Below are 25,212 nucleotides of genomic sequence, written 5' to 3'. Positions count from 1 at the left end.
AATTTCTTTTTAATTTTTATTTCTAATGCATTAACGTCTCGGCTAAAATGCCATTTAATACTGTTTGGGTTTTGTTATCATTTGTTTTTGAATTGCCTCTAAATAGGTTCTTATAGAAAAGTTATCGCAATGTCCACAAGTTGGAGAGAATATTATTTCGGCATCAGATTTAGGACTAGTGGTGGATTGTAAATAATCACTAAAATCACGCATTGCATTGTTTAAATAAAAATTATCCATATCACCCATCCAAATATGAATTTTGCCTTGAATCTTTGGGCCTAATTCAGACCAATTTTCTTGAGTATACATTAATAAATCATATTTTTTCCAATATTCTGCAACCGAGGCGTCTATTTCCCCGGTAATTGGATCAAAGATGGGTTTAGGCAAACCGTTAGTGTCTTTTGGACTGTAGACGGCATTCCAGCCTCCCCATTGATTTCGAGAGGTGATATAGGAATCTATATATCCTTCTACGTTTTCAGTTTGAACCTCTTTCTTAATAGTAAATTCAGGCTCTCCCATTGTATTTCTTTTACTTGGGCGCTCAATAGAATTGTTATTGTAAAAGGCATTTGTATTTTCATAGATATTTATAAGTTGCATTTTATAGAATGATACGGGATCAGCACTATAAGAAAAACAACCACCAAAATAATCAGGGTAATATAATTGTAGCGCCAATGAAACCCATCCACCGGTTGAACAACCGGCTGTATAGCGAGTTTCAGAAGTCCCTTCGGTTCTATATGTTTTGTCAATTGCAGGAATAAGTTCCTCAATCAAAGCTGAACCATATGGGCCATTGTTTTCAGAATTTATTTGGTAAGAATCACCAAACTGACCATAACCATCAAGAAACACGGTAATGATTTGTGGCGCATCTTTTGATATCCACCACTCATTTAACGTTGAATCTCTAACAATTTGATTAACCCGCGTATATCTGCTGCCGTATCCTCCAATGCTAAAGCAAACAGGATATTTCTTTGAAGGATTGTCGGCATAACCAGACGGGAGTAGTACAGCAGTGTTTATGTTGATTGGCTTATTCCACCATTTAGAAAGTACTTTACTTTCTATTGAAAACTTCTGTATAAGTTCATGCTCTTCCAATATCCACATTTTTCTACCTTCGAAAAATTCAGCGGCAATAGTTGGAGAGCTTTCGTTTGTACGCTCAAAAACTTTGGTAAACATCCTATAAGGGTGTTCCTCGCGATTTTCAATTTTAGATTCATCCCACATCACTTGGAGGAAATATTTATCAAAAGGAATGTTATTTAGTTCCCAATTGGCTGTAGATGTCCACTTGGAGCCAGCATCCAGTTCTAATATCTGATCCTTTTTCCAATCCTTAATGTTTATTCCAAATACCCAAGTACTATCTTGATTTGCCGAAAGACTTATTGGTTGTCTGTTATTTTTTAATGTGATATAAACCATTAATTTACCTGTTCCTCCAAATGATTCTTGCATTTTAGGCGAAATTGAAAATTTAAAGGACATATCTTTTTCATTTTGTCCAAAAGAATGAAGTGATAAAATGGAGAGTAATAGAAAGATTATTGTTTTGGTCATGATTGTTTATTTAATTATAACTTGTGTTAGCGGCTGCTTTTATGTTTTTGGATCAAATTTTTCAAATTCATCTCCATTCATTCTATAAACTCCGTCATTGTCCGTCCCAAGCCAAATTGTTCCATTTTTGTCTTCATAAATGGAAATGAGCATAACTTGTTCTGAACTATTTTTAATGATGTATCTAGACAATTCTTTACCGTCATATCTCCAAACTCCGTTACTGTAGGTCGTCATCCATAAATTCCCATCCATATCTGATAAACCTGAATTAAAAAATTGTGTTTGCCCATTTTTTAATGGTATTGAAGCGTCTATTCTTTTCTTTACATATTTATTGTTTCTTATTCGGTAGTTGCTAGAAAGATTTCCCATCCAAATATTATCATTCTTATCTTCAACTATGGAACGTACTCCTGGTTCGCGTCCATCTTTTTGTCTGGATAATTCTTTTTCATTTACCCACAAAAATGATTTCCCATCATATCGATAAGCCCCTGCCAATACAGTCCCAAACCAAATATTTCCATCTTTATCCCGGTCTATGCCAAATATTGAGTATGCGTTATAAGGTAGCTTGCTTGTGTCAATACCAAAATTTTTATCTAAATCTTTTCTAGGAAGCTCAAGTTGGTACAAATTATTTCCATCAAAACGAAATACGTCATTTGCATTTCCATTACAGCTGAACCACAAATCATTTGGTTCTAATTTCCATTCATTATTTTCAGAAATTATTGGTTGAAGGGTGGTAAATGAAGTGCCATCAAAAACGCTAATCCCTTCAGGGGTTTCGATAAAAATGCTTCCTGCCTTGTTTTCTTGTATTCCCCTAATTTGATTGCTTACCAGACCATTCTCTTCTGTGAACTGCTTAATTTTTTCACCGTCAAAATGGTAAATTCCATTTCCGTTACTTCCAAACCAATACTGTTCATTTGAATCCTGATAGATTACCCAAATTTTATTGTCAAGTGCTGGTTTATTTTTCTCAATTAAAAGCTCATTGCTTGTGGTTGATTTTTTTTCGGTGTTCACTTGTCCATTGCAGGAAAATAAAAATGTCGAGATAGAAATTGTCAACAATATTTTAGTCAATCTTAATTTCATTTTGTTGATCTGGTTTATTCAAGTTGCCGCTAACATTTTGCTGTTAAGCCATCGTTTTAATGCGGCTTAGCTGTTGTTAACGACATTTCTTTAATTCACTTACTCCAGTTCACTTGTTGATCCATGTTCATATGCAATCTTCCATTTGCTCCCATCATATACACAGCCAAATGTTACATTTGTTTGGATGGAAAATCTATTACCTGCGGTGTCAATAAGAATTTCTTCTGCTTGGAAAAAACTAATGGCTTGATCCGGCTGATACATGTAGACATATATTGAATCATAATTGAACTCTAATTTCTTCAATGATTTAAATAGTTCGTTCCAATCATTTAGAACGAGGTTTTTCATCTCAGCATAATTGTATCTTTTCCCATCTACATAGCAATGAAAATCTTCGGATTCATAAAAATATTCAACCATAGATTTTGAATCCATGTTTTCAGCAGTCTTGATGTAATTGGACACCATAAGTCTAATCTCAGCCTTTTTCTGTGTTTCATTATTCCCTTTCTCATGAACTTTGGAACATCCCATTAGTACTGATAAAAGAGCAATTAAAAGAATCTTCATTTTATTCATATTGTCGTTTACTCGTTTTATCATCACCTTTAATAAGGTTATCCCGCTTTTTGTGATGTGTTTGGTTAGTTCTTTCAAATATAACAAATTCCCTCAACAAACTTAAGATTAAATGGTTTGGTAGCTTGTACAGCAGGCAGGTTTGTGTTGCTACCAACATAGCGCAACACCGGTGGTAGTTTTTTAAGGGATTGCATTATTTGGATCTGGTAAAAATTAAGTACCACGCGATATAATCGCGCGGTAGCGTGGGATTTTTTTTCTATATTTTCGGGAGAAGGTAATTGTTATAACGCCCGTGCTTGTTTCCGTTTGGGCAATTTAGAACCTTCGCCTTGTCGCACGTGACGTTGTTTAGTAAATGTAAAAAATTTTCAATTCACTGATAACCGCCCAAATGGAAGAAGCATATTGATGGGCACTGGTGCCTTCGCCCTGCCCGCTAGCATGGGAACTGTTGCAGGTGATGAAAGTTGAATTGAAGATTGTGTGTTGTGTGTTGTGTGTTGCAGTCTATGAAGCAGAAATTTTCAAAACAGATTAGTGTTTGTTATTTAATTCTTTATCTATTTGATCAATCAATTCATTGGATTTGTCCTTAACATAAAACAATAGTGCGAGATAGCTATGAATGGAATCAAAGAAGTAATTTAATTCGGCAATAAACTGTTTGTCATTCAAGTCTTTAATGGTTTTATAGGGCTTGTATTTTTTTTCATAAGCCCTGTTCCAATTTAATTCTGATTCCACTTTTTCTATAGTTCCATATAAACTTGAATTTAATTCATGAATACGAGTATAGTAAGATTGCAAACTGATTAAAAGCTCTTTATTTCTTATGATTTTTGTTGAACCATATGCCATAAAAGATTGATAAGTGGCATTGTAAGCCTTGAAAGACAATGGTTTTTCCATAAGTTTTCTATAATCTAAAACATCACTGGAATCTGCCAAGGGAACAATATCCAAATCGTGCAAATGATAGGTTGTGTCTACCATGTTAAAGTAGGATAATTGTTTTTGATATCTGATTATTAAATTGTCTGCAAATTTTAAATCTAATTTAAGCTCATTTTTAATGCCATTTAAAAACTCTATTTTATCATTCGCATACTTACGGTTATCATTCCAAGTATTAATCTGTAAAGCAAGCAGAATTCCAACTACTACCAATACAACCTCACCAATGGCGTATTTAAAGTAGTTTGCTGTTTTGTCTGCAGCGAGCAGTTTTTGGCGGATGTTTCTAAAGAATTTTATCATATTTATTGCCCGCGAAGGCGGGAATATTATTGGTTGGTCATAATGAAGCACGACGGTTTTGTGTATGATTTAGCTTCGCTGATTATTTTCTCAACCTCGTTTTTGTTTAGCATCATTTTGTTCCAAAATGTTGAACAAAAATCAGGTCGTTTTAATAATTGTCTTCGCCAGTTCGGTGCGCTCGTGTGAGGCGTGTTTAAGCACCTATCCGCCTTGGCGGAAAAAACCGAATAGACATGACCGCAGCGAGGTGGCCGTAGGTAATTTTCGTAAGTAGGCTTGTACTAGCAATTAATTTTATACGGTTTTACAAGTAGTTGCTTTTTTATTTACGAATTTTACAAACTGCGTTAATCTTTTTTTACAATTGGTACAGCATCAAAAGGGTCTACCATAGCCACAAATAAAACACAAGGTCCATTATCCAGACATTTTGCTTTGTGTGGCTTTCCTGCAGGTCCATAAGCGTAAGAGCCAGCTCTTAATACCACAGGGTTTTCATCTTCGTATTCAACCTCTAAATCTCCTGAAATTAAAATCATACGTTCGGGTGAATTATGTGTATGATTCACAACTTCAGTATTCGCTTCTATCTTAAAGAAAAAATCCAAATTTGGTTTAGATAGATCGCCGTGAAGTATTGTAAAGGAGCAACCAGGAAAGAAATCTGGTGCAGGCAACCATTTTAAATCTTTGTTATGAATGGTTGTAGCAATAGATGTTTCCGCATCCGAGTGGTCATTGTTTTGAGCATTCAAGCCTATTGTTAGAAGAATAAAGGCAAGCGTAACAATGTTTTTTTTGCAGTGATTTAGTTTAGCGGTTTTCATTGTGTTGGTTTTTTAAGAACTTAAGTTGAACATTAAATATAGCGCTAATTTTTTAATTGTGGTTATAATTACTTGCAAAGTTTTGCAGCTACCTGATGGTGGCGATTTCAAATTCCGCCTCAGGCGGATCAACCAAGCACAAACTTTGATACCTGTCTGCCATGCCGGCCGCCAGCCTGTCGGCAAGGCAATAATTAATTTTATAGGTTGTTGTTCCTGTCTGCGATAGGCAGGCTTTCGTTATTTTTTATCCAATGTTTTTATTAGTCCGAAACATAATTGGTCTATATTCCCCATTTTTTCATTAAATGCCGAAACATTGGATAGTATGATTATTCCATTTTTATTTTCTAAATCTAAAGCCATTGACGAGGTGTAACCTCCGGTGCCACCATTATGCCAAATCACTTCGCCGCCATTTTTTCTTTTTAAAATATGCCATCCAAGTCCTATACTCATTTGGTCGTTTATTTTAAATGTAGGTTTTTGGGTGAGTGCTAATTCGTTATTTGTATCATCAAATTGCGCTAAAGCAAATTTGGATAAATCTTCTACAGTAGAAAAAATGGCACCACCACCGGCTAACACATCAAAATCCCAATTGGAAGTTGTTATTCCATTTGGTTTTAATCCTTTTACAAGTGTAGTTTTTATATGTGCTTTGGTACTGGTAGAGTTTACCATTTGATATTTAGTAAATATGTTCTCTTGTAGTAGTGATTCAAATGATGATTTTGAAATAGTTGCCAATTCAAAGCCTAAAATTCCGGCACCAAGATTAGAGTATTCATAGGCTATTCCGGGTTCTTGATTTAGTGTCACTTCAGTTGTTAAATAGTTTATGAGCTTTTCTTTGTCGTAATCTTTGTAGGGATTGTCTTGGTCAACCAACAAAAGGTTGAGATTTGAAGGTAATCTTGGAAGTCCGGATGTATGATTGGCAAGTTCCTTGAAAGTGATGACATTTTCGGTATTAATTTTAAAATCAAGGTAATCTTGAATAGGGTCGTCTAATTTTAGTTCTTGGTTGTTTACAAAATTGGACAATAAGGTTGCTGTAAATACTTTAGTGATAGAACCTATTTCAAACGTATGCTTATAATTTTCAATTAACTTAATGGTGTCGTTGGTTCTTTCAATTCCAATAAAGTCAATTTCCCCATTTTTAATTAAAGCAATCGATAATTGCGTGTTGTTTGGGAATGATTTGGTGTTATCAAAAAGCAGCTCAGACTGTTCTTTGTTAATTGTATTATTTGAGGTTTCAATGCCATTTTCAGCAATGGTGGTTTGGCCATTAGAACAACTCGAAATTACAAGTGCAAAAAATGCAGTTACATATTTTTTCATTTTTTTCTTTATAATGGATGCCAACGGTTGTAATGTGTTGTACAACGTTATTTTTGTATTCGGTTATATTTCTTCATCGTTTCAATTAGTAAATCGTGAGGTAAGGCATACGATTTATTTCCATTAATTCCTTCCATTGTTTCAGCAGCAACCATCGCATTGATAATTGCTTCTTCCACTGCTTGAACTGTTGCTTCGAATAAAGGAGATATAAGGTCGTTGGGCAAAATATCTGCGCCGGAAAATTCATACCTCTGAAATGAATCTGAGTTGGCAGTTGAGAATGCAATAAAAATATCTCCTGAGCCATTGGTTCCGTAACCTCCTGTTTTACCTATACCCAAGGGTATTCTATGGGCTATCCGTTTTAATTGAAATGGAAGTAATGGCGCATCTGTGGCTATAACCACTATAATTGACCCATCACCTTCTTGTCGATAAGATTGAGGTGGAAGCACTAGTTGATTGTTTAATGTATCTTTTAGTTCTAAACCAACAGGCACACCGGCTATTGTAAGTGAATTGCGCCTTCCAAAATTAGCTTGAACTAAGGCTCCGATGGTGTATGTAGAATCTTTGATTTGCACTATTCTTGATGAAGTGCCAGTTCCGCCTTTGAAACCCAAACACATCATGCCGGTGCCTCCACCAACGTTGCCTTCTGCAATTTGCCCACCTTTGGCGTTATCAAAAGCCTCCAGAACATGCTTTTCTTTAACATGAAAGCCATATATATCATTTAAAAAGCCATCATATGTTTCAGCAACAACAGGATAAGTATACCACATTTCTTCACCCTGATACCAGTTGGTATCTACAAACCATTTTAAAACAGCTTGCCTGACTTCGCCAACGCTATTGGTATTGGTTATCATGATAGGCGTTTCCAAAAATCCGGATTCAGTTACCCATGTCGTTCCGGTCATCTCTCCATTACCGTTGAGACTATACCAATTTGCAAAAACAGGACTGAATTTCGAAGCTTTTCCTCTTGGGAAAATTGCTGTGACTCCTGTTCTAACAGGTCCTTTTCCAACTATATTTTTACCATTTCCTGAAATGATGGTACTGTACCCAATTTCAACACCTTCAACATCGGTAATGGCATTGAATTTTCCTGTTGTTCCAACAAATGGAACTCCCAAATCTCGTGCTCTCGGTTTTTGTCCGTAGGCTTGCGAACAAAGGAGCAGTGTTATAAAAATTGCTAATATTCTATTCATATAGGTTGGTTTTTAATGTGGTACAACTCCTTACAATAGTGCCTGTAAAAACGTTACCCCGCATTTTGTGATGTGATTGGTTAATTGTTTCAAATATAACAAATCCCTTCAATAAACTTAACAATCAATTGTTTGTTGCCTACCTACCGGTTAGACAAGCCTGCCTGCTTTGCAAGCAGATTTGTGATTTACAAATATAGGGTTGTGGTGGTTGGGCTTATAAGCCAACCTAGCGGGCCATATGGGTGTAGGGTAGTTGTTTGTTAACTCAGAGCTTTGTTGTGTCTGCCTGCGGTAGGTAGGCTTTCGTTATTTAATAATTTTTTAATTCTGATTTAATGAGCTTTCTCAAGTTTTCATTTTCCTGTATTGCTGTTTTAAGCCTGGTGTTGAAATCACTCCATTTCACATTGACCTCAAACAAAATTTGGTGGAACTTCTTGGTTTTTGACAACGCAAGAAACTTTTCCCTATCGATAATATTTTTGCCTTTAATTTCCTCAAATGTATAGTCTTCAAAGGTTCGCTTCTTCAATTCAAACCAATTCTTTGTATTGTAAAGTTCTTCCTGGGCAAGATAAGGTTTTAGCTTTTCGTTGATTAAAGGCGCAAGTTCAATCCAATAGACGTTTTCCAAATCATTAATGCTACTTGTGTAGGAGGTTAATGCGTCTTTGATTTTTGTATTCTTTATAGTGTAAATGTTTTCTTTAAAATCAGAACCTATCAATTGTTTGAAGTATAAAGTTCTTCTGATAAGTGCAGGCTCTGGAATGGAATCAATATTTTCATTTTTTATTCCGAATTTGTATAATTCTACATGTAAGTTGTCAATCTGTTCGTATTGTTTTTCATAATAATTAAATTGTATCGAATCAGTAACTAAATTTTCAAGAATATTATTCAATACAATTTTTTCTGCTTGTTTATTTTTTCGATTCTCATTCCAATTGTTGATGCCAAGAGCTATTAAAATTCCAATAACCACTAGTACAATTTCGCCAATAGCGTATAGTAAATATCTGCTGAACTTACCTGCCTGCCGGTCATGCAGGTTTTCAGAGAGTAATTTTTGTCTGATATGTCTGAAAAACTTGATCATATATTTTAATTTATTAGCCTGCGCACCACCCGGCTCCTCACTAACAAAGATCTACAAGAACTTTGATTCCCGTTCGGCCCTCTAAAGAATTTTATCATATGTATTGCCCGTGTAAACGGGTAACTTTTACTGCCCGCGAAGGCGGGAATCTTATTGGTTAGTCACAACGGTAAAGTAGAAGCGTTGTGCGAGATTAGAAACACTTCACTTTTATTTTAACTTTATGCTTGTTCATATTCAATTTTTTAATTGTAGCCCGTTAGCCCGCATTGCGCTTATAAAAGCTTGGTTGCCTGATTTTATTTACTCTTTAAAAGCTCATCAAATATTTCCCTTATTTCTTTCGATGAAGGTTTTGCTGCTTTTGGATCTATAATGTTACCTTCTGTGTCAATTAATATAAATGCAGGTAATCCATTAGCCTGATAGTCTGTGTAGGTTTTTGAATCCCAGGATTGGGTGACTCTAAGACTGGTTCCCATATTTTTATGTTCCTTGACATAGTCACGCCATACATTCTCGTCTTCATTTACTGAGATACTCACGAATTCAATATTGTCATCTTGGTAATCTGAATGTAGGTTTAATAAATAGGGTAATTCTCTTGCTGAACGCGGACATAGTGTTTGCCAAAAATCGATATATACATACTTGCCTTTAAAGTCATTTAATGAAACCAGATTACCGTCAACATCTTCAAGTGTAAATGCTGGTGCCGGTTGTCCGGGTGCTAACAATTGTTTTTCCTCATACAGTAGTTTTAATTGCTCTGCATAATGAGGATCTTTGTTATGCTCTTTAAAATAAGTGTAGTAGTTTTCAAAACCCACCAGACCTTTCTCACTAAGTCTCATATTCAACGCATTAAATAGTGCGTAGTCTCTTATGTTTTCATTTTTAAGTTCTTTAATCACACTTAAACTTTCATCAAAAAGCGCATCGGGCTCAGCTATTTTAACCGAATCCGGTTGTATCCGTTTATTGGCTTTCATCTCAACATAATAACTTAAGAAAAATCGATATTCCCAAATATCAAGATAATCATCATTCTCTAATGACAATTGATTGATGAAATCATAATAGTTGTTGGGCTGCTCGTCTTGTCGTTCGCCTAACATAATCTTAAGAGCTGAATTATTATATTCAGCCATCGCTTTTGCATATTCCTCAAAATGTGTTGACAGTGGTTGATCTACAATCAATGCTTCAATATATTGTTTGTTGGCAGCCGACATAGAATCCAGGTATTTACCGGCATTCTCTAAAGACTCATTGTAAATATAATTATAATCTACCTTTTTAAGTTTTCCGCTTATTGAGTCTAACAATACATTCTCAGAAGCCAAACTTCCTCCAAATTTAAATGTACTGTCAATCTTTAATGCGTCAAATGAAATGTCTAAGGTTTCTCCCGGTTGCAGAAAAATATTTTTGAAAGTACTCCCAAAGGTCAACATTTTAATAACAGGTTTGTTAATTGGTAGGTTGATTGCAAACGTTCCATCCTGAACCACTATTTCGGTATACCGTTTTCCTTTACCCATAAAATCTTGGAATTTTAAAACAGACTGGTCGTGGTTTTCAATTTGACCTGTGATAGATACGTCGTTAGAAACGACTTCTTTTGTTTGGCAGGATGAACAGATGAGCAACAATGCAAATCCAAAAATTATTAGCTGTTTCATTCTTTTTTATTTTTTAATTAAAGTGTTTTTGTTAATCAATTTTGCCACCAACGGTTTTCGGCTTGGCAATAATTAGCGGTTTGTTGTTTTTAATCAATACCAATTACTTTACTTCTGCGTTCTAATAATACGGTGTCTCGCCAATTTCCATTCATTTTACCTATTTTTTCTCTATGTCCTATTTTCCTAAATCCGAGTTCTTCATGAATTTTTAAACTTGCAATGTTTTCAGGAAATATTCCTGCCTGTAATGTCCAAAGCTTTTCGTTTTCACTTTCAGAAATTAATTTATCAAGTAATTTGGTTCCTATTTTTTCTCCGCGATATTTGTGAGATATGTAAACACTAACTTCCGCAACACCAGCATAAACACATCGTGCAGAAACTGCGGTTAAAGCCGCCCAACCAACAATTTCATTTTCGATTACTGCAACAATTCTACAAGATTTAATGTGTCCATTGTTCCAATCGTCCCAAGTTGGTATTTCTTGTTGAAAAGTCGCGTTTCCCGTTTCAATACCCTGTCTATAAATTTCAGCAACGTTTGTCCAGTCGTCTGCTGTCATAGGTCTAAAATTTATTTTCATTTCTGGATTTTTTATATCATTCGTTTCTATTGTATCGATTTTTACAATGACCGCTAAGGTGTTTATATCCTGAACTTTTTTCATCGTTTTATGCCAACCTTATAAGGTATGCCCAAGTTAGTTTTTTTAACTGTTTTCAAATATAACTAAAACCACCAACAAACCTAACGGTCAACCGCTTAAAAAGTAGTATGCGTTATTATGCTTGTGGTAATTACAAAAATAGGGCAGTGGTGTGAGGTATTTTAGGGGATTCTGTAAAAGCTTGTTTTTTGTGGGGTGTGGGTGGTATGGGTTGTTATTGTGGCCGTGGCTGGGCTTGTAAGCCAACCTAGCCTGCAATATAGTTGTAGGGTAGCTGTTTGTTAACTCAGAGCTTTGTTGTGCCTGCCTGTCTGCCTCTGGTATGGTCTGCCTTAGTTAGCATGGTTACCAATGTTGCTATTAGTTATTTTGTACGCTTGGTTGTTGTTGCGTACTGCAGTGGATGCCACCACCGTTCCAGTTTTGCTCTATGGCATTTATCCAAACAATTTTTCTATCTGGAAAAACTTCTTCCAAAATACCTCTTACTTTTTCCTCTATTTCAGGCGGTGTTCCCTGTTGTGTGTAAGTTGCGCTTAGTAGTACTCCATTGCTTACCAAAAAGTTTAGATAGCTTGAGGCAGATACTTGGATTAATGTATCGCCAATTGCAGGGCGTTCTTCGGGCAGGAAACTTGTTGGTGGAATTCTGAAAACAATTGAATCAGATTCTTCTTCACTAACAACAATTGGTCGTTCGGTTACAGTGGGTAGTGGGACCTTTATAATTCGGAATGGCTTGCCATCCTGATCGGTAGCGGCTTCCAGAATTTTTAGGTTCTCAGACATGCGTTCATAGTTGAGCCGGCTGAAGAGATGCTTGTCTTTTTCGGCTTCATCAACCCAGGCAAGTAAAATAGTGTTGGCATCGGCAAAGCGCACAAACTCATCGGTGTGGCCACCGGTACCTATGGTTACATACTTGCGATTATGGAGATGCCACATGTGTTCATCTTCGGCCAATCCTTGTTTCAACCAGATGACTTTGTCAACGTTCAATACCCGTTTGTATTCTGCTTCAATTTCTTCCCTGGACCATTCAGGATTACGCTGAAGTGTCACAGCCTCACTCTGAATTAGCACCCCTTTGCCATTGGATTCAATAGAACCACCTTCAATTACCAGATTTGATTTTATAATTTTGGCATTTGTGGCAACACCCATCAGGCTGTCCACCTTGCTTCTCCTGCCTTTCATGAGTTGCTGTTTCCAAACAACAATGCTGTCGGCGTCTTGCGGTTCGCGCAATTGCCACCAGTCCAATGAACCATACTCGTTCCAATCAAAATCAACAGCTGCCAGTTCGCCTAGTCTATTGACAAGAAAAGTAGCGCCATGATCGCGTATCCAGTACTCTTCTCCCGGGATAACATGAAACTCAATCGTTGAGATGTTTACGCCTAAATCGATAAGCGTTTGTTTTGCAACATTCACGAGGCTATCTGAGTCGGCAGCCAGTTTGATGTTCACATGGCCTTCCAGACCTTTTATCATTTCTGCTACAGCAGGGTAGAACTGCGGTCTGTATTTTACCCAGCCAAACCAAATGGCTTCTTGAGGTTCCCATTGGGCGGGCATATAAAATGCGTCAGCAGGAAGCCTAGTTTCTTTGTCTCCACAGGCATAAAAAAGAACAACTATTGATAATGTTATGTACTTCAATGTTTTCATAATTACGGGCAACAGTTTGCGTGTATGGCTTGTTGCGGATTTAAAGCATTTAACTTTCAGTTTGGCACTGATCCGTCTCGACCGACACTGACCTTTAATTTACCATTGATCTCAATATTTCTTATACAAGCCTTTGTTAGCGGCTGGATTTTATTCGTCCCATTTCAGTTGAACGTTTGCAACGCTTTGATGTACTTTCTTTGATAATAGGTTTGCAAATGCAACATCATCTAACGGCTCTTTCTGTTTCTTTAATATTTGCCATAATTTTTTAAATGCCTGTTTACCGCCATCATCATAAATTTTTCCTGCGGCTAAATGCCAACGGCATTGATACCAACCGTAGTTGTTTGGGTATTGTTGACCAAGCAGATCGTAATTGGATTCTAGTTCATTTAATGTGGTAAATTTCAAATCACTCTTATTTGTTGAAGATACTACCATTTGCGGGAAAACTGTTAAAGCAGGTATTAATTCGGGTTCTTTTTCTGCTATATAAGTATGAAGTAAAATATTTGCAAACAATTCTCCCATCCATTTGCGTTGCATATAAAGTCCTCCTTGTTCGTGAAATGCGTGTCCTAATTCGTGAATAGCCAACAAATCAAAAAATCCACGCATTGATAATGAGTTGCCTTTTTCAGAATAAGTTTTGGAAATTTGTTGAGCAAGCTCTTTTGATAGTTGGTCTAACGGAGGAATAAAACTTTTCCAAAAATTATTGTCTTCTGAAGCAACAATAAGTGTTTTAGCATCATTGTAATGTGGCATACCATAAACTGGAAAGTTGGTGTATTTACTCCAGTCGTCTGGCGATAAAACCAATAAAGTGACGACTGGCTCAAACATGATAAGCGATTTGTAAAATGATATAACGTTGTCGCAACGCTTTGCCATTATTTGAGCCTGTTCTTTTGAACCATTACTGTAAAAGGTTTTTGTTATGTTGCCTTCCAAATGATTAAGGTCTTCAAATGATTGAGCCAACACCGTTGATGTCGCAAAGAGAAACAGAGCATAAGTCCAAAGAGTCAATTGAAATTGTCGTTTAAATTTTTCAGATTTTTTCATAATATTATTCTTTGATGTTTGCATTGGTGTTTGACAGCTTGCCGATAACGTGTTTATATCCTGAACTTTTTTCATCGTTTTATGCCAACCTTATAAGATATGCCCAAGCTAGTTTTTTAACTATTTCAAATATAACTAAAACCGCCAACAAACCTAACGGTCAACCGCTTAAAAAGTAAGATGTGTTATTTGGCTTTCTAAAACGTCAAAAATAGGGCAGTGGTGTGAGGTGTTTTTACGGGATTCTGTAAAGTTGGGTTATTTTATATGCCCTGTTCGTGGTCGGTATTCTTTTTTGAGGTCTGTTTGTTAGCTATAGTTTTTATTTCTATGGTTTCTCCGGCTTCAAGTTTTTTAATTCCTGTTGATAGCTTTATCCAAACAAGCTCATTGTTTAAAGGATTAACTATTTTGTATTCATTAATTTGAACTTTTTTAATCGCTTTTAAATATTTTGTTAGTTCTCCATTCCCAACAGACCAAATATCATTAGCTTTTCCAATTTTTTCACAAAACTCAACCATATTATTCCATCTATGTTGATCTTCAAATTCCCATGAATGTCCCCAAACGTAGAATAGAGATAATTTTGGTTTGTCAAGTATTAAATAGTCATTTAAATAGTCTAAAACTTTACTATCATGACACGTTGGATTCCATATCAAATAGTTTTTTGGTAAGTCAAATTTATAAGTGTCATCTACAGTTCTGGCATTGACTATTTCTGTTGTAGAGATTAATTTAGCAATACTATCATTGGTATTTCCAAATGGGTATGCCATACTAATGATTTTCCTATCTGTAAGTTCTGTGAGGTTTTTAATATCTATATTGACTTCGTCTAGTATTTCTTTGTCTGTAATGTCAATAAAATTTTTATGTAAAGCTCCATGTGCAGCAATTTCATGATTTTTATAGATAAACAAAAGGGAATCTTTTGCGACATATTTTTGAAAAATAGTATCACCATTTTGTTGAGGCCAACCACGTTTAGTACCTAAATATTCTGAATTAAGGTTAAATGTGCCCACAAGATTGTGTTGGTCAAATAAATTTGCTAATTGAATATCTTGAATTGTACCATCGTCATAACTCAATACTAGAGCTTTGTATTTTCCTTCCGGGTAAGTAAAGTCAATAAATACGGGCTTTTGCTTACAAGAAGAAAAAAGCAAAAAACAACCATAAAATAGAATAATTAATCTTGTCATTTATTAAATTGTTACTAACGGTTTGGTGCTTGGCGCAGTGGCGGATTTTGGAGCACTAAACTGTCAACATACCATAAAATTTGATGCGAGGTATTAACTTGATTTAACCACTACACCCATCATTGAGCCAAACGACTGTTGCCCGTCTCTACTATTTTAAAATGCAAAACTGGCAAAGGTCTTTTTCATTTTTCTTATTTTGAATTAAAACTTAAGAGTAGTTAATACATACTCGTTTCTTTGATCATCCCATAAAATTAAGGCATAGCTGAACTTTTTCTTGCCTTCACAAACCGAACAAGTTTTATATTTTTTGGTTTCAGTAACTATCGTTTTTTTTTCTTTGACTGTTTTGTAATTATCATAGGTCTGGTTATATGTTCGGACATACTTATTTCCATAAGCATCTACCCTTTCGTTGGCCAAATAATTTTTACGAGTGATGGTTGTAGTTCCGTCCTTTACAACTCTGTCATAAGTAATGGTTTCTGAACTCTTAGTATAGCCGTCAGGTAATTGTCCATCCCCGTCACATATAGGGCAAATACCCTGATAAATCTCAAAGCCTGACTTGAAATTATAAGCCCTATTAACGTTAATGACAACATCAAAATACGATCTATTATCTCCTGTTAGACTGTTATAAGGGTTCAGTTCTGCCTTAATAGCAAACTTTTCATAATCTTTCAATCCTGTGAAAAATCTTGTGATCGAAACAGATCCTGTGAATCTGCCCTCAGTAAGCCATCCATTTTTGACATTGATGATATCGTCATCCGGTTCAATTAAATAGCTGCCGATTGTCAGTGCTGTAGCTTGTATAGGCAAAACCCAGTTTTCATCTGCATCTTTTATTCCTATCGCACCAGCTTTAGCAAAAAGTACTAGCCCATTTAACCATTTGCGTTTCGCAGCCTCTTCCTCAATTAATTTTGATATGGCTTCAGAAGGCCTAACTAAACTAGAATCCTTTTTTATAAAGTAATCCATACTGCCGTTTGGCAACTCACAACTGTAGAAATTCGGAATTTCATCATTTAGTTTCCAATTCGAAATAAGTTTTATTTCTGTATAAATGGGAGGAATCTCTTTATACTCATCAAAATACATTCCTTCAAGCCTCTTGCCAGTTTTATCCATTTTGCTATATGTTGATGTAAAAACAGTTGAATAAGTACCAATATCTCCGTACTCATTCAACGGCACTAAAATTTTTCCATCTTGCGACATCAAACCCATTTTTCCATTTTTGTATACTTTAATCTCCTCATAAATCCATTTATCATAGGATAGTTGAATAGAATCAAATTGTGCTGGAATTATTACTTCTTTATGTTTCCATCCACACAATTTATTCACCAAAAAAGGTTTTGTTTCAGCTCCAACAAATCTGGCAAAAGAGGCAACATGGATAGTATCTTCTATAGACAAATCACTTATAATAAGCTCTAAACCTTTCTCCGTATATACATCAATTTTGTTTGCTTTCCAAGCATAAAATGCACCATAAGTATAAAATTTACCATATCTTTCGTGCTTAGTTTTATAGTTAAACAATTCAATTTTGTCATAGGTAGGGAGTATAATCCAATCTCTTTTCTTGGGTTGTAATTTCCAATCTGGACTCGCTTTGATTCCCCATTTCCCATCTTTTTGCTTTACTTCTGATACTGGATAATATGCTGTTTCAGTTTGACCAAAAGCTCTATTGGTAAAGCTGCTCAAAGAAATTAATACAACAGTGAAAGAAACAAATAGATGAATAGAGGCTAATTTTAGGTTGGTCATTTTATTTAAAAATTATAGATATTTATACTTTTATTATTAATATAATATATAGTTTTAATTAACTATTTTTTATAGTGGAAACATCGGTCGAAATTAATATAGCGGGCAACGTTTTTGTGTAAGGAACGTTGCGTGTTTGATTGCGAGGATTTTCCGCAGGAAAATAAGAGCTGGCAAACAAGCAACGACCAAACGGCTTAACTAAAATAAGCAAAGTTTTTTGTTGTGGGTAGTTTTTTATTTAATAACCTTTATTTTTTCGTTGTCCAAATCTACAATGTATTTCAGTTCGAAAGTTTGTCCTTTGTCTAAATCATTAACATCAAAGCTATATAGTGAAAACTCATATTTTACATCGGTCAATTTATTCAGTGCCGTGTAGTTTTGTTGTCCATTTTTTCTCCATTTTTCAAAAAGAGAAACTACTTTTTTGTCCGAATTTGAAATATCGACGGCCTTTTTTATTTGCTTAATTTCAGTTAGTAAATCCGTTTCAAATTTTTTCTTTGATTCAGAATATCCGTTTGCGTCGAGGTAAGTCCAAACTTTATTATTATGAATTTCAACTGAGTCTATCAAATCTTCCATAAATGAATCTCCCGCAATTCCTTTTATTTTAAAAGGCCATTTTTTCTCAACTATTCTTTCGGCATTTTGATTAACGAAATTACCAATACTGAATAAAGTCCAAATTTCGAGCGTATCATTTTCTTTCTCAATTTGAGCAGAAGTCAAATTAGAAATTAGTAATGTTAATATGATTATTACATTTTTCATCAAATTACCCACAATACCTTATATCATCACCTTTAATAACGTTATCCTGCTTTTTGTGATGATAATGGTTAATTCTTTCAAATATAACAAACTTAGCAGTCAACTTATAAAAATAGCTTGTAATGAGTTGATTATCTTTACAATTTATGGTTTAACTCGGGCTTTGTTTGGGGTTGACACCACACGATGTAATCGCGCGGTAGCGGGGGCTAGCGGGTTATCAACATTTCAATACCACAGAATCATCATTATGGGGTGAATTATAAAATAAATATAAATTTTGACACGCTAGGAAAGTGCTTTTCATAGAATCCGGTGTTGGCAGCAGTTATTTAAATTCTAATTTCCCACCTTGCATTAATTGCTTAAAACTTATGGTGTTTTGTAAAGTGTTATTGTTTAGAATGATTTGATTTAATTGTTCGTTCGATTTCGTTATTTTAAGGGTTCTTTCATTTTGTAAATGCAGTGTTGCTTGTTTTACTTGTGGTAAGCCAACTATAAATTCTCCGGTAGCTGAGTTTACCGGATAAAACCCAAGCGTGCTAAAAATATACCAAGCACTCATTTGTCCGCAGTCGTCATTGCCAATCATACCATCTGGTGTGTTATTATGAAACTCGTTCATTACTTTTTTAATATAGCTAAGACCAATTTCAGGCGTATCTGTGTAAGCATATAAGTATATAATATGATGGCTGGGTTCGTTACCATGAGCATACTGGCCAATCATTGCTTCTTGTCCTAAAAACTTATCAGGATTTACGGCTTCGGTAGTAAAAAAGGTGTTGAGGTGTTTTTTGAAGTATTCTTTACCACCTAATAATTCAATCATCCCTTCAATGTCATATTGGGCAGGCGTCCAAAAATATTGCCATGCGTTTGCTTCTGTGTAATCGCCGGGATTATTTAATGGTGAGGTTGCAGTTAGTGGGTCAAAAGGTGATCTAAAATTACCTTTAGAATCTTTTCCTCTAAATAGCTTTGTTTCCGGATCGAATAAATTTTTATAGTAATTGGCTCTTGTTTCAAAGTAGACGGCGTTTTCTTCATCGTCTAAATTTTTAGCCATTTGTGCTACGCAGTAATCATCAAATCCGTGTTCTAATGTTCGTGAAACCGCCTCATTATCAATCTGATCAAAAGGATAATAACCAAATTGATTATACAATTCCCAATTAGAATGAATGTGGCTTACGGTTGAAGTTTCTATCATTGCGTTTAAGGCCTCTTGCGCATCAAAACCTGTAAAACCGTTATTATATGCAGACAATATCATGGGGATAGCGTGGTTACTTATCATACAATAATTGTCCTGTCCCCATGCTGTCCAAATAGGTAAAAAACCGGCAACTTTGTGATGCAATAACATTGAGTTCACAATACCATTTATTTTTTCTGGTGCCAGAATTTGTAATAATGGAAATGCTGCTCGATACACATCCCAATTAGAAAGCGTTGAATAGTATTCGTTGTTTGGTGCTAAGGCTATGTTATCATCAGCGCCTCGATATTGGCCATCTACATCGGCGATGTTTGAGGGTTGTAAAAACAAATGATACATTGAAGTGTAAAAGATTTCTTTTTGCTTTTGTGGTGCTTCAATCTCTATTCTATTAAGATACGTATTCCATGCTTGATTATTCTGAGTTCTGATGGTTTCAAAATCCCAATGCGGAATTTCAGTTTGTAGATTTAACTTTGCACCTTCTGTTGAAACTGAAGATAAGGCAATTTTAACCTTTAATGTGTTGTCTTGTTTAAGGTGAAAACTCAAATCAAATTTGGGTGCTTTGTCATTTTTACTTTTGGGTAATTCTTCAATTTTTGAAAATGGTTGGTTGAATTGAATGGTGTAAAAATATTTTCGTTTTACCCAGTTCTCTGTGGATGCATAACCGGAAATTGTACTATCACTTTCAATTGTAACATCACTATCGAGCACCAACCCTTTTTGATTGTTTTCATCAAAAACAAAACGCAAGCCATGTTGCAAATTCAAATGAACATTGGCATCTTGACTAGGGAAACCGTATTGATGAAAAGCCACACGTTCTGAGCAAGTTAATTCTACCTTAACACTATCTTTTTTAGTTAAAGTATAATAACCAACTTCTGCTTTCTCAGAATTTTTAAAGTATGAATTTTTTAAATCTGTCTTTGATTTTGAATATGGCATTAATAGTACATCGCCCATTTCATTAATGCCGGTTCCGCTTAATCGTGTTTGCGAAAACCCTAGAAGCAGGGTGTCTTTATATTGATAGCCACTGGTATAATTCCAGCCGTAATCTCTATTGTCCGGCCCCGGTTGTACCATCCCAAAAGGCATGGAAGGACCCGGAAAGGTGTGACCTGTGCCATCTGTGCCTATGAATGGATTGACAAATTGAGTGTAATCTATATCTTGAATGATGTCTTTTGACACATCCTTTTTGCAACCAAGGCAAAGAAAAACTATTGTTATAATTGCGGTAAAACGTCTCATTTTTTGGTGCTTATTATTTTAATGGAAAGGTTACTCTTCTTAAGATGGTCTTGCCCATGGGGATTAGGTTTACTCTTATATTTTTGCTTGATGAACTATCAAAAAGTTCACCTTCTAAATACCAATGATTAGTATAGAAAGAATTTGAACTTCCATTAGAAATTAATGTGAACTTTGAATCTTTGGTGAGCTTTAAATTAACAAAGTCTCGATTATCAGGAAAACAATAATAATCTCTAAATTTTGAGTCAGAATAGGTTTTAATTACCTCTTCTCGATGTGGAATGCTGTAAGCATAAACTAAAGGGCCTCGTTGTAAATAAACTTCACCATTATTGGCTGTAATTTTATTTATATCATTTTGAAATGTAATACTAAAACTTTCATTTGTATTCCATTCTTTTTTAATTTTATAGTAGCCGTTTTCAAGTTGAACGCTTGCGTTTTTAATACTAATATCCATGTTATTGCTCCATTTGGGTTTGCGCAAATAGATTGTAAAACTTATAGGTTTTTCAATTGTTAGTTTTATTGTGATTTCATCCGAAATTGGATAATTTGTTTCTTGTTCAATTTGTATTTTAGTTTGATCTACATAAGTTTTCAGCTCAGAAGGACCAAATAAAACTATGGCAATGCCATCTTCTTTTTTCATATACATCAGGTCTAAAAAAGTAGGCAAATTTTTAGTGTAATTAGGCACACAACACACTGCGGGTTCAGAATGTGTTGGCGAATATTTATAGCGTGGGTCATCAATTGATTTCCCCTCTTGATGATGTTTTCCATCTAAGACATAACAATTATCTGTTTTCCCATAAGTAATTGCCGTGCCATCACTATTTCTGGCGCCAAGCATGGCATTATAAGTGAGCTTTTCGGCACTATCAGCAAATGTCACTTCACCTGTTTTTTGTAGCAAGCTTCCGTAAGAATTTCGGAGTTCTAGCATGGTGCAATATTCGCTTCCTGTATCATCCGGATTTGCTTCCAGTTTGGCAATCCATTCATTTCCATGACCGGCACCACTTGGTAAAATACAAGGTTCTAATTTAGCCAGCATATTAGTATAAGCTGTTTTCAATTCAGGATAACCGGTATTAAAATATGCATTTGCCATAGAACGAATGTGCTCGTAGGTATGAACAGCGTGCCCTTCAAAAAGTGAGTCCTTTTCTATTAAAAAAGGATAGCGTAAATCATTAAACGAACGATTGATAGAATAGGTTGAAAAGGCTTTGTACAAGTAAGTTGCATAGTTTTGATAAACAGTGTCACCGGTAATTCTGTAAAGTGTTTCACAAACATCGGTTAGCATTAATCCATGAGTAACACCACCAAATTCATTTTTTAAATCAAAGGGGTTTTTAGAATTTGCATCATAATGCTTCATGGTGACTTGCATGGCTTTTTTAACAGCATCTAATACTTTTTTTTCGTTGGTAAACTCATAATAAGCAAGCATGGTTCTAAAAGCTGTGGTTTGCGCCCATAACTCGCCATTAGAACCTTTATGTTGGAAGCGCAGATTAGGTTTATAAATTCCTATGTAACCATCTTTATCTTGAGATGTTAAAAGATTATCGATAATCTTGTGCGATTGTTGAATGGCTTCCTCGTTTTCGGTTAAAAAGGCATGTCTTATAAAGCCGTCCCACCAATTTCCTATGGTTTCTGCATTCCACCACATAATAGATTTTTCCCATTCGGCACCGGTCAAAACTAAATCTCCCATTTCCGGAATATCTTCCATGCCGCCTCTGCGAGCAGTATGATATAAATTATCTGACTTGATTCCCGGATATAATTCATCTAAAGCACCAACGACACCTTTTTCTAAATCGTTTTGCATCATTTCCAGAATCCAGCCTTTAGGTTTGACACTCCCTATTGAAAACTTTATAAATTCAGGTTGGATTGGTTGAATTGGATGATTAAAGAATAGTAATTTTTCACTATCATCAACAATCGTAGTGGCTACCTTATTGACATTATTAGTGAAATTCTCGCCTTGGGAATTCTCTTTAGTATCTTGGCATGAAAAAACCATAAGTAGACAGATGAACAGTGTTGTTTTTCTCATTTTAAATGTGATTTTAGGTAAGCTTTCATTTCAAAATTTAAGTTGTGCTGGTTGGCTAAAGGCAGCTTTGTAAAGGGTGCTTGTGGCATATACGGAAATGGCCCAAATTCTGGCGTAATTGTTATGGTTCTACAGGGTTGATGATAATCGATGATGCTTTGCCACCATTGTGTAAATTGATTTAAATAAGCATGCCACTCGGGTGCAAAGGGATTATTTACCTGAGGTGCTTGCTCAAACCCAATACGTGCATGGATGTGATAAATTTTTGGTATAATTTTATTGATGATTTCTTCTTGATCTTGCAGCATAGATTCTGAAACAACACACCAATGAGATAAATCACCAACAAATTTTAGATTTGGGAATTTTTCTAAATATTGTAAGGTTGTGCTCGTGTGAAACGTAAAACGACCGCGATGAATTTCGTGATAGACCGGAATATTGTTGGTTTCAGAAAAGCTTTCAATAGCCCTAATAATTCTGCAATTATCCTCAAAAGAAAAGTAGTCTCTTCCTGTATGTGAATTAATAAAATTTGGTTGATGATGAATCAAACTTTCCAGCCGATTCATCACCGTTTTTAGATAACTTTCTGGCGTTTCCTTTTGTTTGCCAACCACCTGTTGCAAGACCACTACAAAATCAGGGTTTTTCTTCCGAACGGTATTTAAAACGTCATAAAATGTGGTTTCAAAAATGGGGTCTATTGGAATATTAATTTCAATCCCATCAAAGCCTTTTGAAATAAGAATCTCAAAAAAATCGTTTGGACACAAGTGTTCACTTCCCCAAAATGGATATAGAAATTTACTTGGCATTAGTACAAGACCGGATTTAAAGGGGAATTAATCACCTCCCCAATTTTTGCACCCGGACACCAAGTTTTCCAGTCGTTTATTTGCCCACTGTTTGTTGGCTCTTTTAAGGTCATGTGTTTATCCATATAAATAATGGTCATGACTTTTCGCATTTGGTTGGTGGTATTAGCACCCGCGCGGTGAAATACCCAACCCGAATGATAACTAATTTCACCAGCATCAAATGGTTCAATAACATGTTTATAATCTGTAACTTTTAAACGCTTCTCAATCTGTACTTCACTATCATCTCCTATGGATAATTCTCTTCCTTCCAGAATTTCATGACTGCCGGCACTAAATTCTAAAGGTCCCATTTCTAAGGGTGTTGCTTGCAACGGAATCCACGCAGTAATCGTTTTATCGGTAGATAAGGGCCAATAGTGCTGATCGGCATGCCAAGGTGTTATACCACCACCGGCTTCTTTAAATAAGGCTTGGTCATGATACAATCTTACACCTTCTATTTGCATAAGATCTGAGGCGATTTTGGCAAGTCGTTTGCTAAAAATCAGTTCCTTTATAGCCTTGTCTTGTTCCCATAAATTAAACAATTGCAAAAAGGCTTTACCATAGGTTGAACGTTCCTCAAGTGGCTGGTATTCTTTATTTAACTCATTAACCTTTTTTGATATTGCCAAATTAAAGTGATTTAATGTTTCTGCATCTAGAACATTTTTTAATTTGATATATCGGTTTTGATGGTAAAAATCGATTTGCTCTGGCTTAAGGCTATAAGGCTGATTTAAAATTTCTGTGGTTACCATGCGTTTATAAATTAATAGTCTTCAAAATTAAGTGAATACTAAAAGAACATTTTTTTCAATTTTAACCAAAACTATGCATATCTAAACTAAATTAGATATCTTTATATACTTAATAAGTTTATAAAACATAATAGTGAGGGCTGAGTTAGAGCAAATAGATATTGAATCAACCAATCAATCTATTCAATTTTTTACAATTGAGACCCAAGCTTTCGCGCCTTATTGGCACTATCATCCGGAGATAGAACTGACCTTTATTTTAGAAGGTGAAGGCACAAGAATCGTCGGTAATTCTATCGAGACTTTTACAAGTAACGATTTAGTTTTGGTTGGAAAAAACATACCACATCACTGGATTAGCTTAAATCAAGAAGTATCAAACTTACAGAAGGCATATGTATTTCAATTCAGCGCAAATATTTTTTCATCATTTAAAGAATGTGAGCATTTTGGAGCGCTGTTTAAAATAGCACAACGCGGTATACAGTTTAAAGAACCAACCCCAAAAATTATTCAGCTTATCACAACGTTCGCAACCTTAAATAAAGTACAGCAGCTGGTTGCCTTAATTGATCTGTTGCATCAGTTAACCCAACATGAGCCTATCAAAGTTTTGGCTTCAAAAGATTATAAGTTCTTGCAGCATCAAAAGCACGATATGGATAAGTTTGCCAAGGTTAACAATTATATTTTAGAACATTTAGACCAAAAACTGACAGTACAGCAATTGGCAGATGTTACAAACATGGTGCCTCAATCGTTTTGCCGTTGGTTTAGGCAGCATTCAGGGTATTCGTTTATTACTTTTTTGAATACAACAAGAATAGAAAACGCATGTCAACTGTTGTTGCATAAAACGGAATCTATTCAACGAATTGCATTTAGCTCCGGATTTGAAAGTTTGAGTCACTTTAACCGGACTTTTAAAAAGTATAAACAGCAGAGTCCCAGAGAATTTATGAATTCTAAATAGAAGGGAATGTCATGGTCATTACTGCCAACCTTAAGCAGATCAAAAGTAAGCGCTTTTGCAGCACAAAACCTTTACTAAAGAAAAACCTTTGATACGAGCCCAAAAGGTTGATTTTAGTGA

At 35.3% G+C, this 25,212-nt stretch carries 20 protein-coding genes; 1 reads left to right on the top strand and 19 read right to left on the bottom strand.

All coding sequences use genetic code 11. The annotated features are described in order from the left end of the window. Positions 1–54: 54 nt before the first annotated feature. The 19 genes from FJ651_RS00180 to FJ651_RS00090 all read right to left on the bottom strand — a co-directional run bounded on the left by FJ651_RS00180 (position 55) and on the right by FJ651_RS00090 (position 24,119). Positions 55–1,584 carry an alpha/beta hydrolase gene (locus FJ651_RS00180; RefSeq protein ID WP_140988383.1) on the bottom strand — a complete coding sequence of 510 codons (1,530 nt, stop codon included), beginning with the start codon at positions 1,582–1,584 and terminating at the stop codon, positions 55–57. Between the two features lie 39 nt (positions 1,585–1,623). After that, a complete protein-coding gene (locus FJ651_RS00175; protein ID WP_140988382.1) occupies positions 1,624–2,694 on the bottom strand; it encodes a ligand-binding sensor domain-containing protein in 1,071 nt (356 codons plus the stop codon). A 99-nt stretch (positions 2,695–2,793) separates the two neighbouring features. Continuing rightward, positions 2,794–3,357: a nuclear transport factor 2 family protein gene (locus FJ651_RS00170; protein WP_140988381.1), complete on the bottom strand. Its 564-nt coding sequence runs from the start codon at positions 3,355–3,357 to the stop codon at positions 2,794–2,796. A gap of 462 nt (positions 3,358–3,819) precedes the next feature. Then, positions 3,820–4,542: a DUF6090 family protein gene (locus FJ651_RS00165; RefSeq protein ID WP_140988380.1), complete on the bottom strand. Its 723-nt coding sequence runs from the start codon at positions 4,540–4,542 to the stop codon at positions 3,820–3,822. 350 nt (positions 4,543–4,892) lie between these two features. Continuing rightward, on the bottom strand, positions 4,893–5,372 hold the full coding sequence (locus FJ651_RS00160; protein WP_140988379.1) for a cupin domain-containing protein: 480 nt from the start codon (positions 5,370–5,372) through the stop codon (positions 4,893–4,895). A 240-nt stretch (positions 5,373–5,612) separates the two neighbouring features. Further along, a complete protein-coding gene (locus FJ651_RS00155) occupies positions 5,613–6,722 on the bottom strand; it encodes a serine hydrolase domain-containing protein (RefSeq protein ID WP_140988378.1) in 1,110 nt (369 codons plus the stop codon). 47 nt (positions 6,723–6,769) lie between these two features. After that, the gene (locus FJ651_RS00150; RefSeq protein ID WP_140988377.1) at positions 6,770–7,945 is read right to left on the bottom strand and encodes a DmpA family aminopeptidase; all 1,176 of its coding nucleotides are present in this window, start codon (positions 7,943–7,945) and stop codon (positions 6,770–6,772) included. Between the two features lie 313 nt (positions 7,946–8,258). Then, positions 8,259–9,047 (bottom strand): DUF6090 family protein, encoded by a 789-nt coding sequence (locus FJ651_RS00145; protein ID WP_140988376.1) that lies wholly within the window; start codon positions 9,045–9,047, stop codon positions 8,259–8,261. 299 nt (positions 9,048–9,346) lie between these two features. Further along, positions 9,347–10,732 carry a TlpA disulfide reductase family protein gene (locus FJ651_RS00140; RefSeq protein WP_140988375.1) on the bottom strand — a complete coding sequence of 462 codons (1,386 nt, stop codon included), beginning with the start codon at positions 10,730–10,732 and terminating at the stop codon, positions 9,347–9,349. Between the two features lie 89 nt (positions 10,733–10,821). After that, a complete protein-coding gene (locus FJ651_RS00135; protein WP_317130865.1) occupies positions 10,822–11,403 on the bottom strand; it encodes a GNAT family N-acetyltransferase in 582 nt (193 codons plus the stop codon). Positions 11,404–11,763: 360 nt separating this feature from the next. Beyond that, a complete protein-coding gene (locus FJ651_RS00130; protein WP_246085270.1) occupies positions 11,764–13,065 on the bottom strand; it encodes an agmatine deiminase family protein in 1,302 nt (433 codons plus the stop codon). Between the two features lie 159 nt (positions 13,066–13,224). After that, positions 13,225–14,220 (bottom strand): hypothetical protein, encoded by a 996-nt coding sequence (locus tag FJ651_RS00125; RefSeq protein WP_216746047.1) that lies wholly within the window; start codon positions 14,218–14,220, stop codon positions 13,225–13,227. A gap of 188 nt (positions 14,221–14,408) precedes the next feature. Further along, positions 14,409–15,356 (bottom strand): polysaccharide deacetylase family protein, encoded by a 948-nt coding sequence (locus tag FJ651_RS00120; protein WP_140988373.1) that lies wholly within the window; start codon positions 15,354–15,356, stop codon positions 14,409–14,411. 204 nt (positions 15,357–15,560) lie between these two features. Beyond that, a complete protein-coding gene (locus FJ651_RS00115) occupies positions 15,561–17,144 on the bottom strand; it encodes a hypothetical protein (RefSeq protein WP_140988372.1) in 1,584 nt (527 codons plus the stop codon). 237 nt (positions 17,145–17,381) lie between these two features. Continuing rightward, complete coding sequence (locus tag FJ651_RS00110; RefSeq protein ID WP_140988371.1) at positions 17,382–17,921, bottom strand: hypothetical protein; 540 nt, start codon at positions 17,919–17,921, stop codon at positions 17,382–17,384. A gap of 328 nt (positions 17,922–18,249) precedes the next feature. Further along, positions 18,250–20,409 (bottom strand): GH92 family glycosyl hydrolase, encoded by a 2,160-nt coding sequence (locus FJ651_RS00105; RefSeq protein ID WP_140988370.1) that lies wholly within the window; start codon positions 20,407–20,409, stop codon positions 18,250–18,252. Between the two features lie 13 nt (positions 20,410–20,422). Continuing rightward, positions 20,423–22,492, bottom strand: a complete 2,070-nt coding sequence (locus FJ651_RS00100; RefSeq protein ID WP_140988369.1) for a beta-L-arabinofuranosidase domain-containing protein — start codon at positions 22,490–22,492, stop codon at positions 20,423–20,425. Next, positions 22,489–23,313 carry a sugar phosphate isomerase/epimerase gene (locus tag FJ651_RS00095; protein ID WP_140988368.1) on the bottom strand — a complete coding sequence of 275 codons (825 nt, stop codon included), beginning with the start codon at positions 23,311–23,313 and terminating at the stop codon, positions 22,489–22,491. The genes FJ651_RS00100 and FJ651_RS00095 overlap by 4 nt, the downstream gene beginning before the upstream one ends. Next, the gene (locus FJ651_RS00090; protein ID WP_140988367.1) at positions 23,313–24,119 is read right to left on the bottom strand and encodes a phytanoyl-CoA dioxygenase family protein; all 807 of its coding nucleotides are present in this window, start codon (positions 24,117–24,119) and stop codon (positions 23,313–23,315) included. Before FJ651_RS00090 ends, FJ651_RS00095 begins: the two co-directional genes overlap by 1 nt. 133 nt (positions 24,120–24,252) lie before the next feature. Here FJ651_RS00090 and FJ651_RS00085 point away from each other — a divergent pair, with 133 nt between their 5' ends. After that, positions 24,253–25,092 carry an AraC family transcriptional regulator gene (locus FJ651_RS00085; RefSeq protein WP_140988366.1) on the top strand — a complete coding sequence of 280 codons (840 nt, stop codon included), beginning with the start codon at positions 24,253–24,255 and terminating at the stop codon, positions 25,090–25,092. The last annotated feature ends 120 nt before the right edge of the window (positions 25,093–25,212 follow it).

Origin of the sequence: Paucihalobacter ruber, assembly GCF_006494535.1 — a bacterium.
Lineage (GTDB): Bacteria > Bacteroidota > Bacteroidia > Flavobacteriales > Flavobacteriaceae > Paucihalobacter > Paucihalobacter ruber.
This window is presented reverse-complemented; position numbering and strand designations above follow the sequence as displayed.

Excerpts from the sequence above, each read along its gene's own strand:
- FJ651_RS00120 (WP_140988373.1), bottom strand. The coding sequence starts at position 15,356 with ATGACAAGATTAATTATTCTATTTTATGGTTGTTTTTTGCTTTTTTCT.
- FJ651_RS00095 (WP_140988368.1), bottom strand. The coding sequence starts at position 23,313 with ATGCCAAGTAAATTTCTATATCCATTTTGGGGAAGTGAACACTTGTGT.
- FJ651_RS00140 (WP_140988375.1), bottom strand. The coding sequence starts at position 10,732 with ATGAAACAGCTAATAATTTTTGGATTTGCATTGTTGCTCATCTGTTCA.
- FJ651_RS00105 (WP_140988370.1), bottom strand. The coding sequence starts at position 20,409 with ATGAGACGTTTTACCGCAATTATAACAATAGTTTTTCTTTGCCTTGGT.
- FJ651_RS00180 (WP_140988383.1), bottom strand. The coding sequence starts at position 1,584 with ATGACCAAAACAATAATCTTTCTATTACTCTCCATTTTATCACTTCAT.
- FJ651_RS00135 (WP_317130865.1), bottom strand. The coding sequence starts at position 11,403 with ATGAAAAAAGTTCAGGATATAAACACCTTAGCGGTCATTGTAAAAATC.
- FJ651_RS00155 (WP_140988378.1), bottom strand. The coding sequence starts at position 6,722 with ATGAAAAAATATGTAACTGCATTTTTTGCACTTGTAATTTCGAGTTGT.
- FJ651_RS00160 (WP_140988379.1), bottom strand. The coding sequence starts at position 5,372 with ATGAAAACCGCTAAACTAAATCACTGCAAAAAAAACATTGTTACGCTT.
- FJ651_RS00175 (WP_140988382.1), bottom strand. The coding sequence starts at position 2,694 with ATGAAATTAAGATTGACTAAAATATTGTTGACAATTTCTATCTCGACA.
- FJ651_RS00100 (WP_140988369.1), bottom strand. The coding sequence starts at position 22,492 with ATGAGAAAAACAACACTGTTCATCTGTCTACTTATGGTTTTTTCATGC.
- FJ651_RS00150 (WP_140988377.1), bottom strand. The coding sequence starts at position 7,945 with ATGAATAGAATATTAGCAATTTTTATAACACTGCTCCTTTGTTCGCAA.
- FJ651_RS00165 (WP_140988380.1), bottom strand. The coding sequence starts at position 4,542 with ATGATAAAATTCTTTAGAAACATCCGCCAAAAACTGCTCGCTGCAGAC.
- FJ651_RS00090 (WP_140988367.1), bottom strand. The coding sequence starts at position 24,119 with ATGGTAACCACAGAAATTTTAAATCAGCCTTATAGCCTTAAGCCAGAG.
- FJ651_RS00145 (WP_140988376.1), bottom strand. The coding sequence starts at position 9,047 with ATGATCAAGTTTTTCAGACATATCAGACAAAAATTACTCTCTGAAAAC.
- FJ651_RS00125 (WP_216746047.1), bottom strand. The coding sequence starts at position 14,220 with ATGAAAAAAGTTCAGGATATAAACACGTTATCGGCAAGCTGTCAAACA.
- FJ651_RS00115 (WP_140988372.1), bottom strand. The coding sequence starts at position 17,144 with ATGACCAACCTAAAATTAGCCTCTATTCATCTATTTGTTTCTTTCACT.
- FJ651_RS00110 (WP_140988371.1), bottom strand. The coding sequence starts at position 17,921 with ATGAAAAATGTAATAATCATATTAACATTACTAATTTCTAATTTGACT.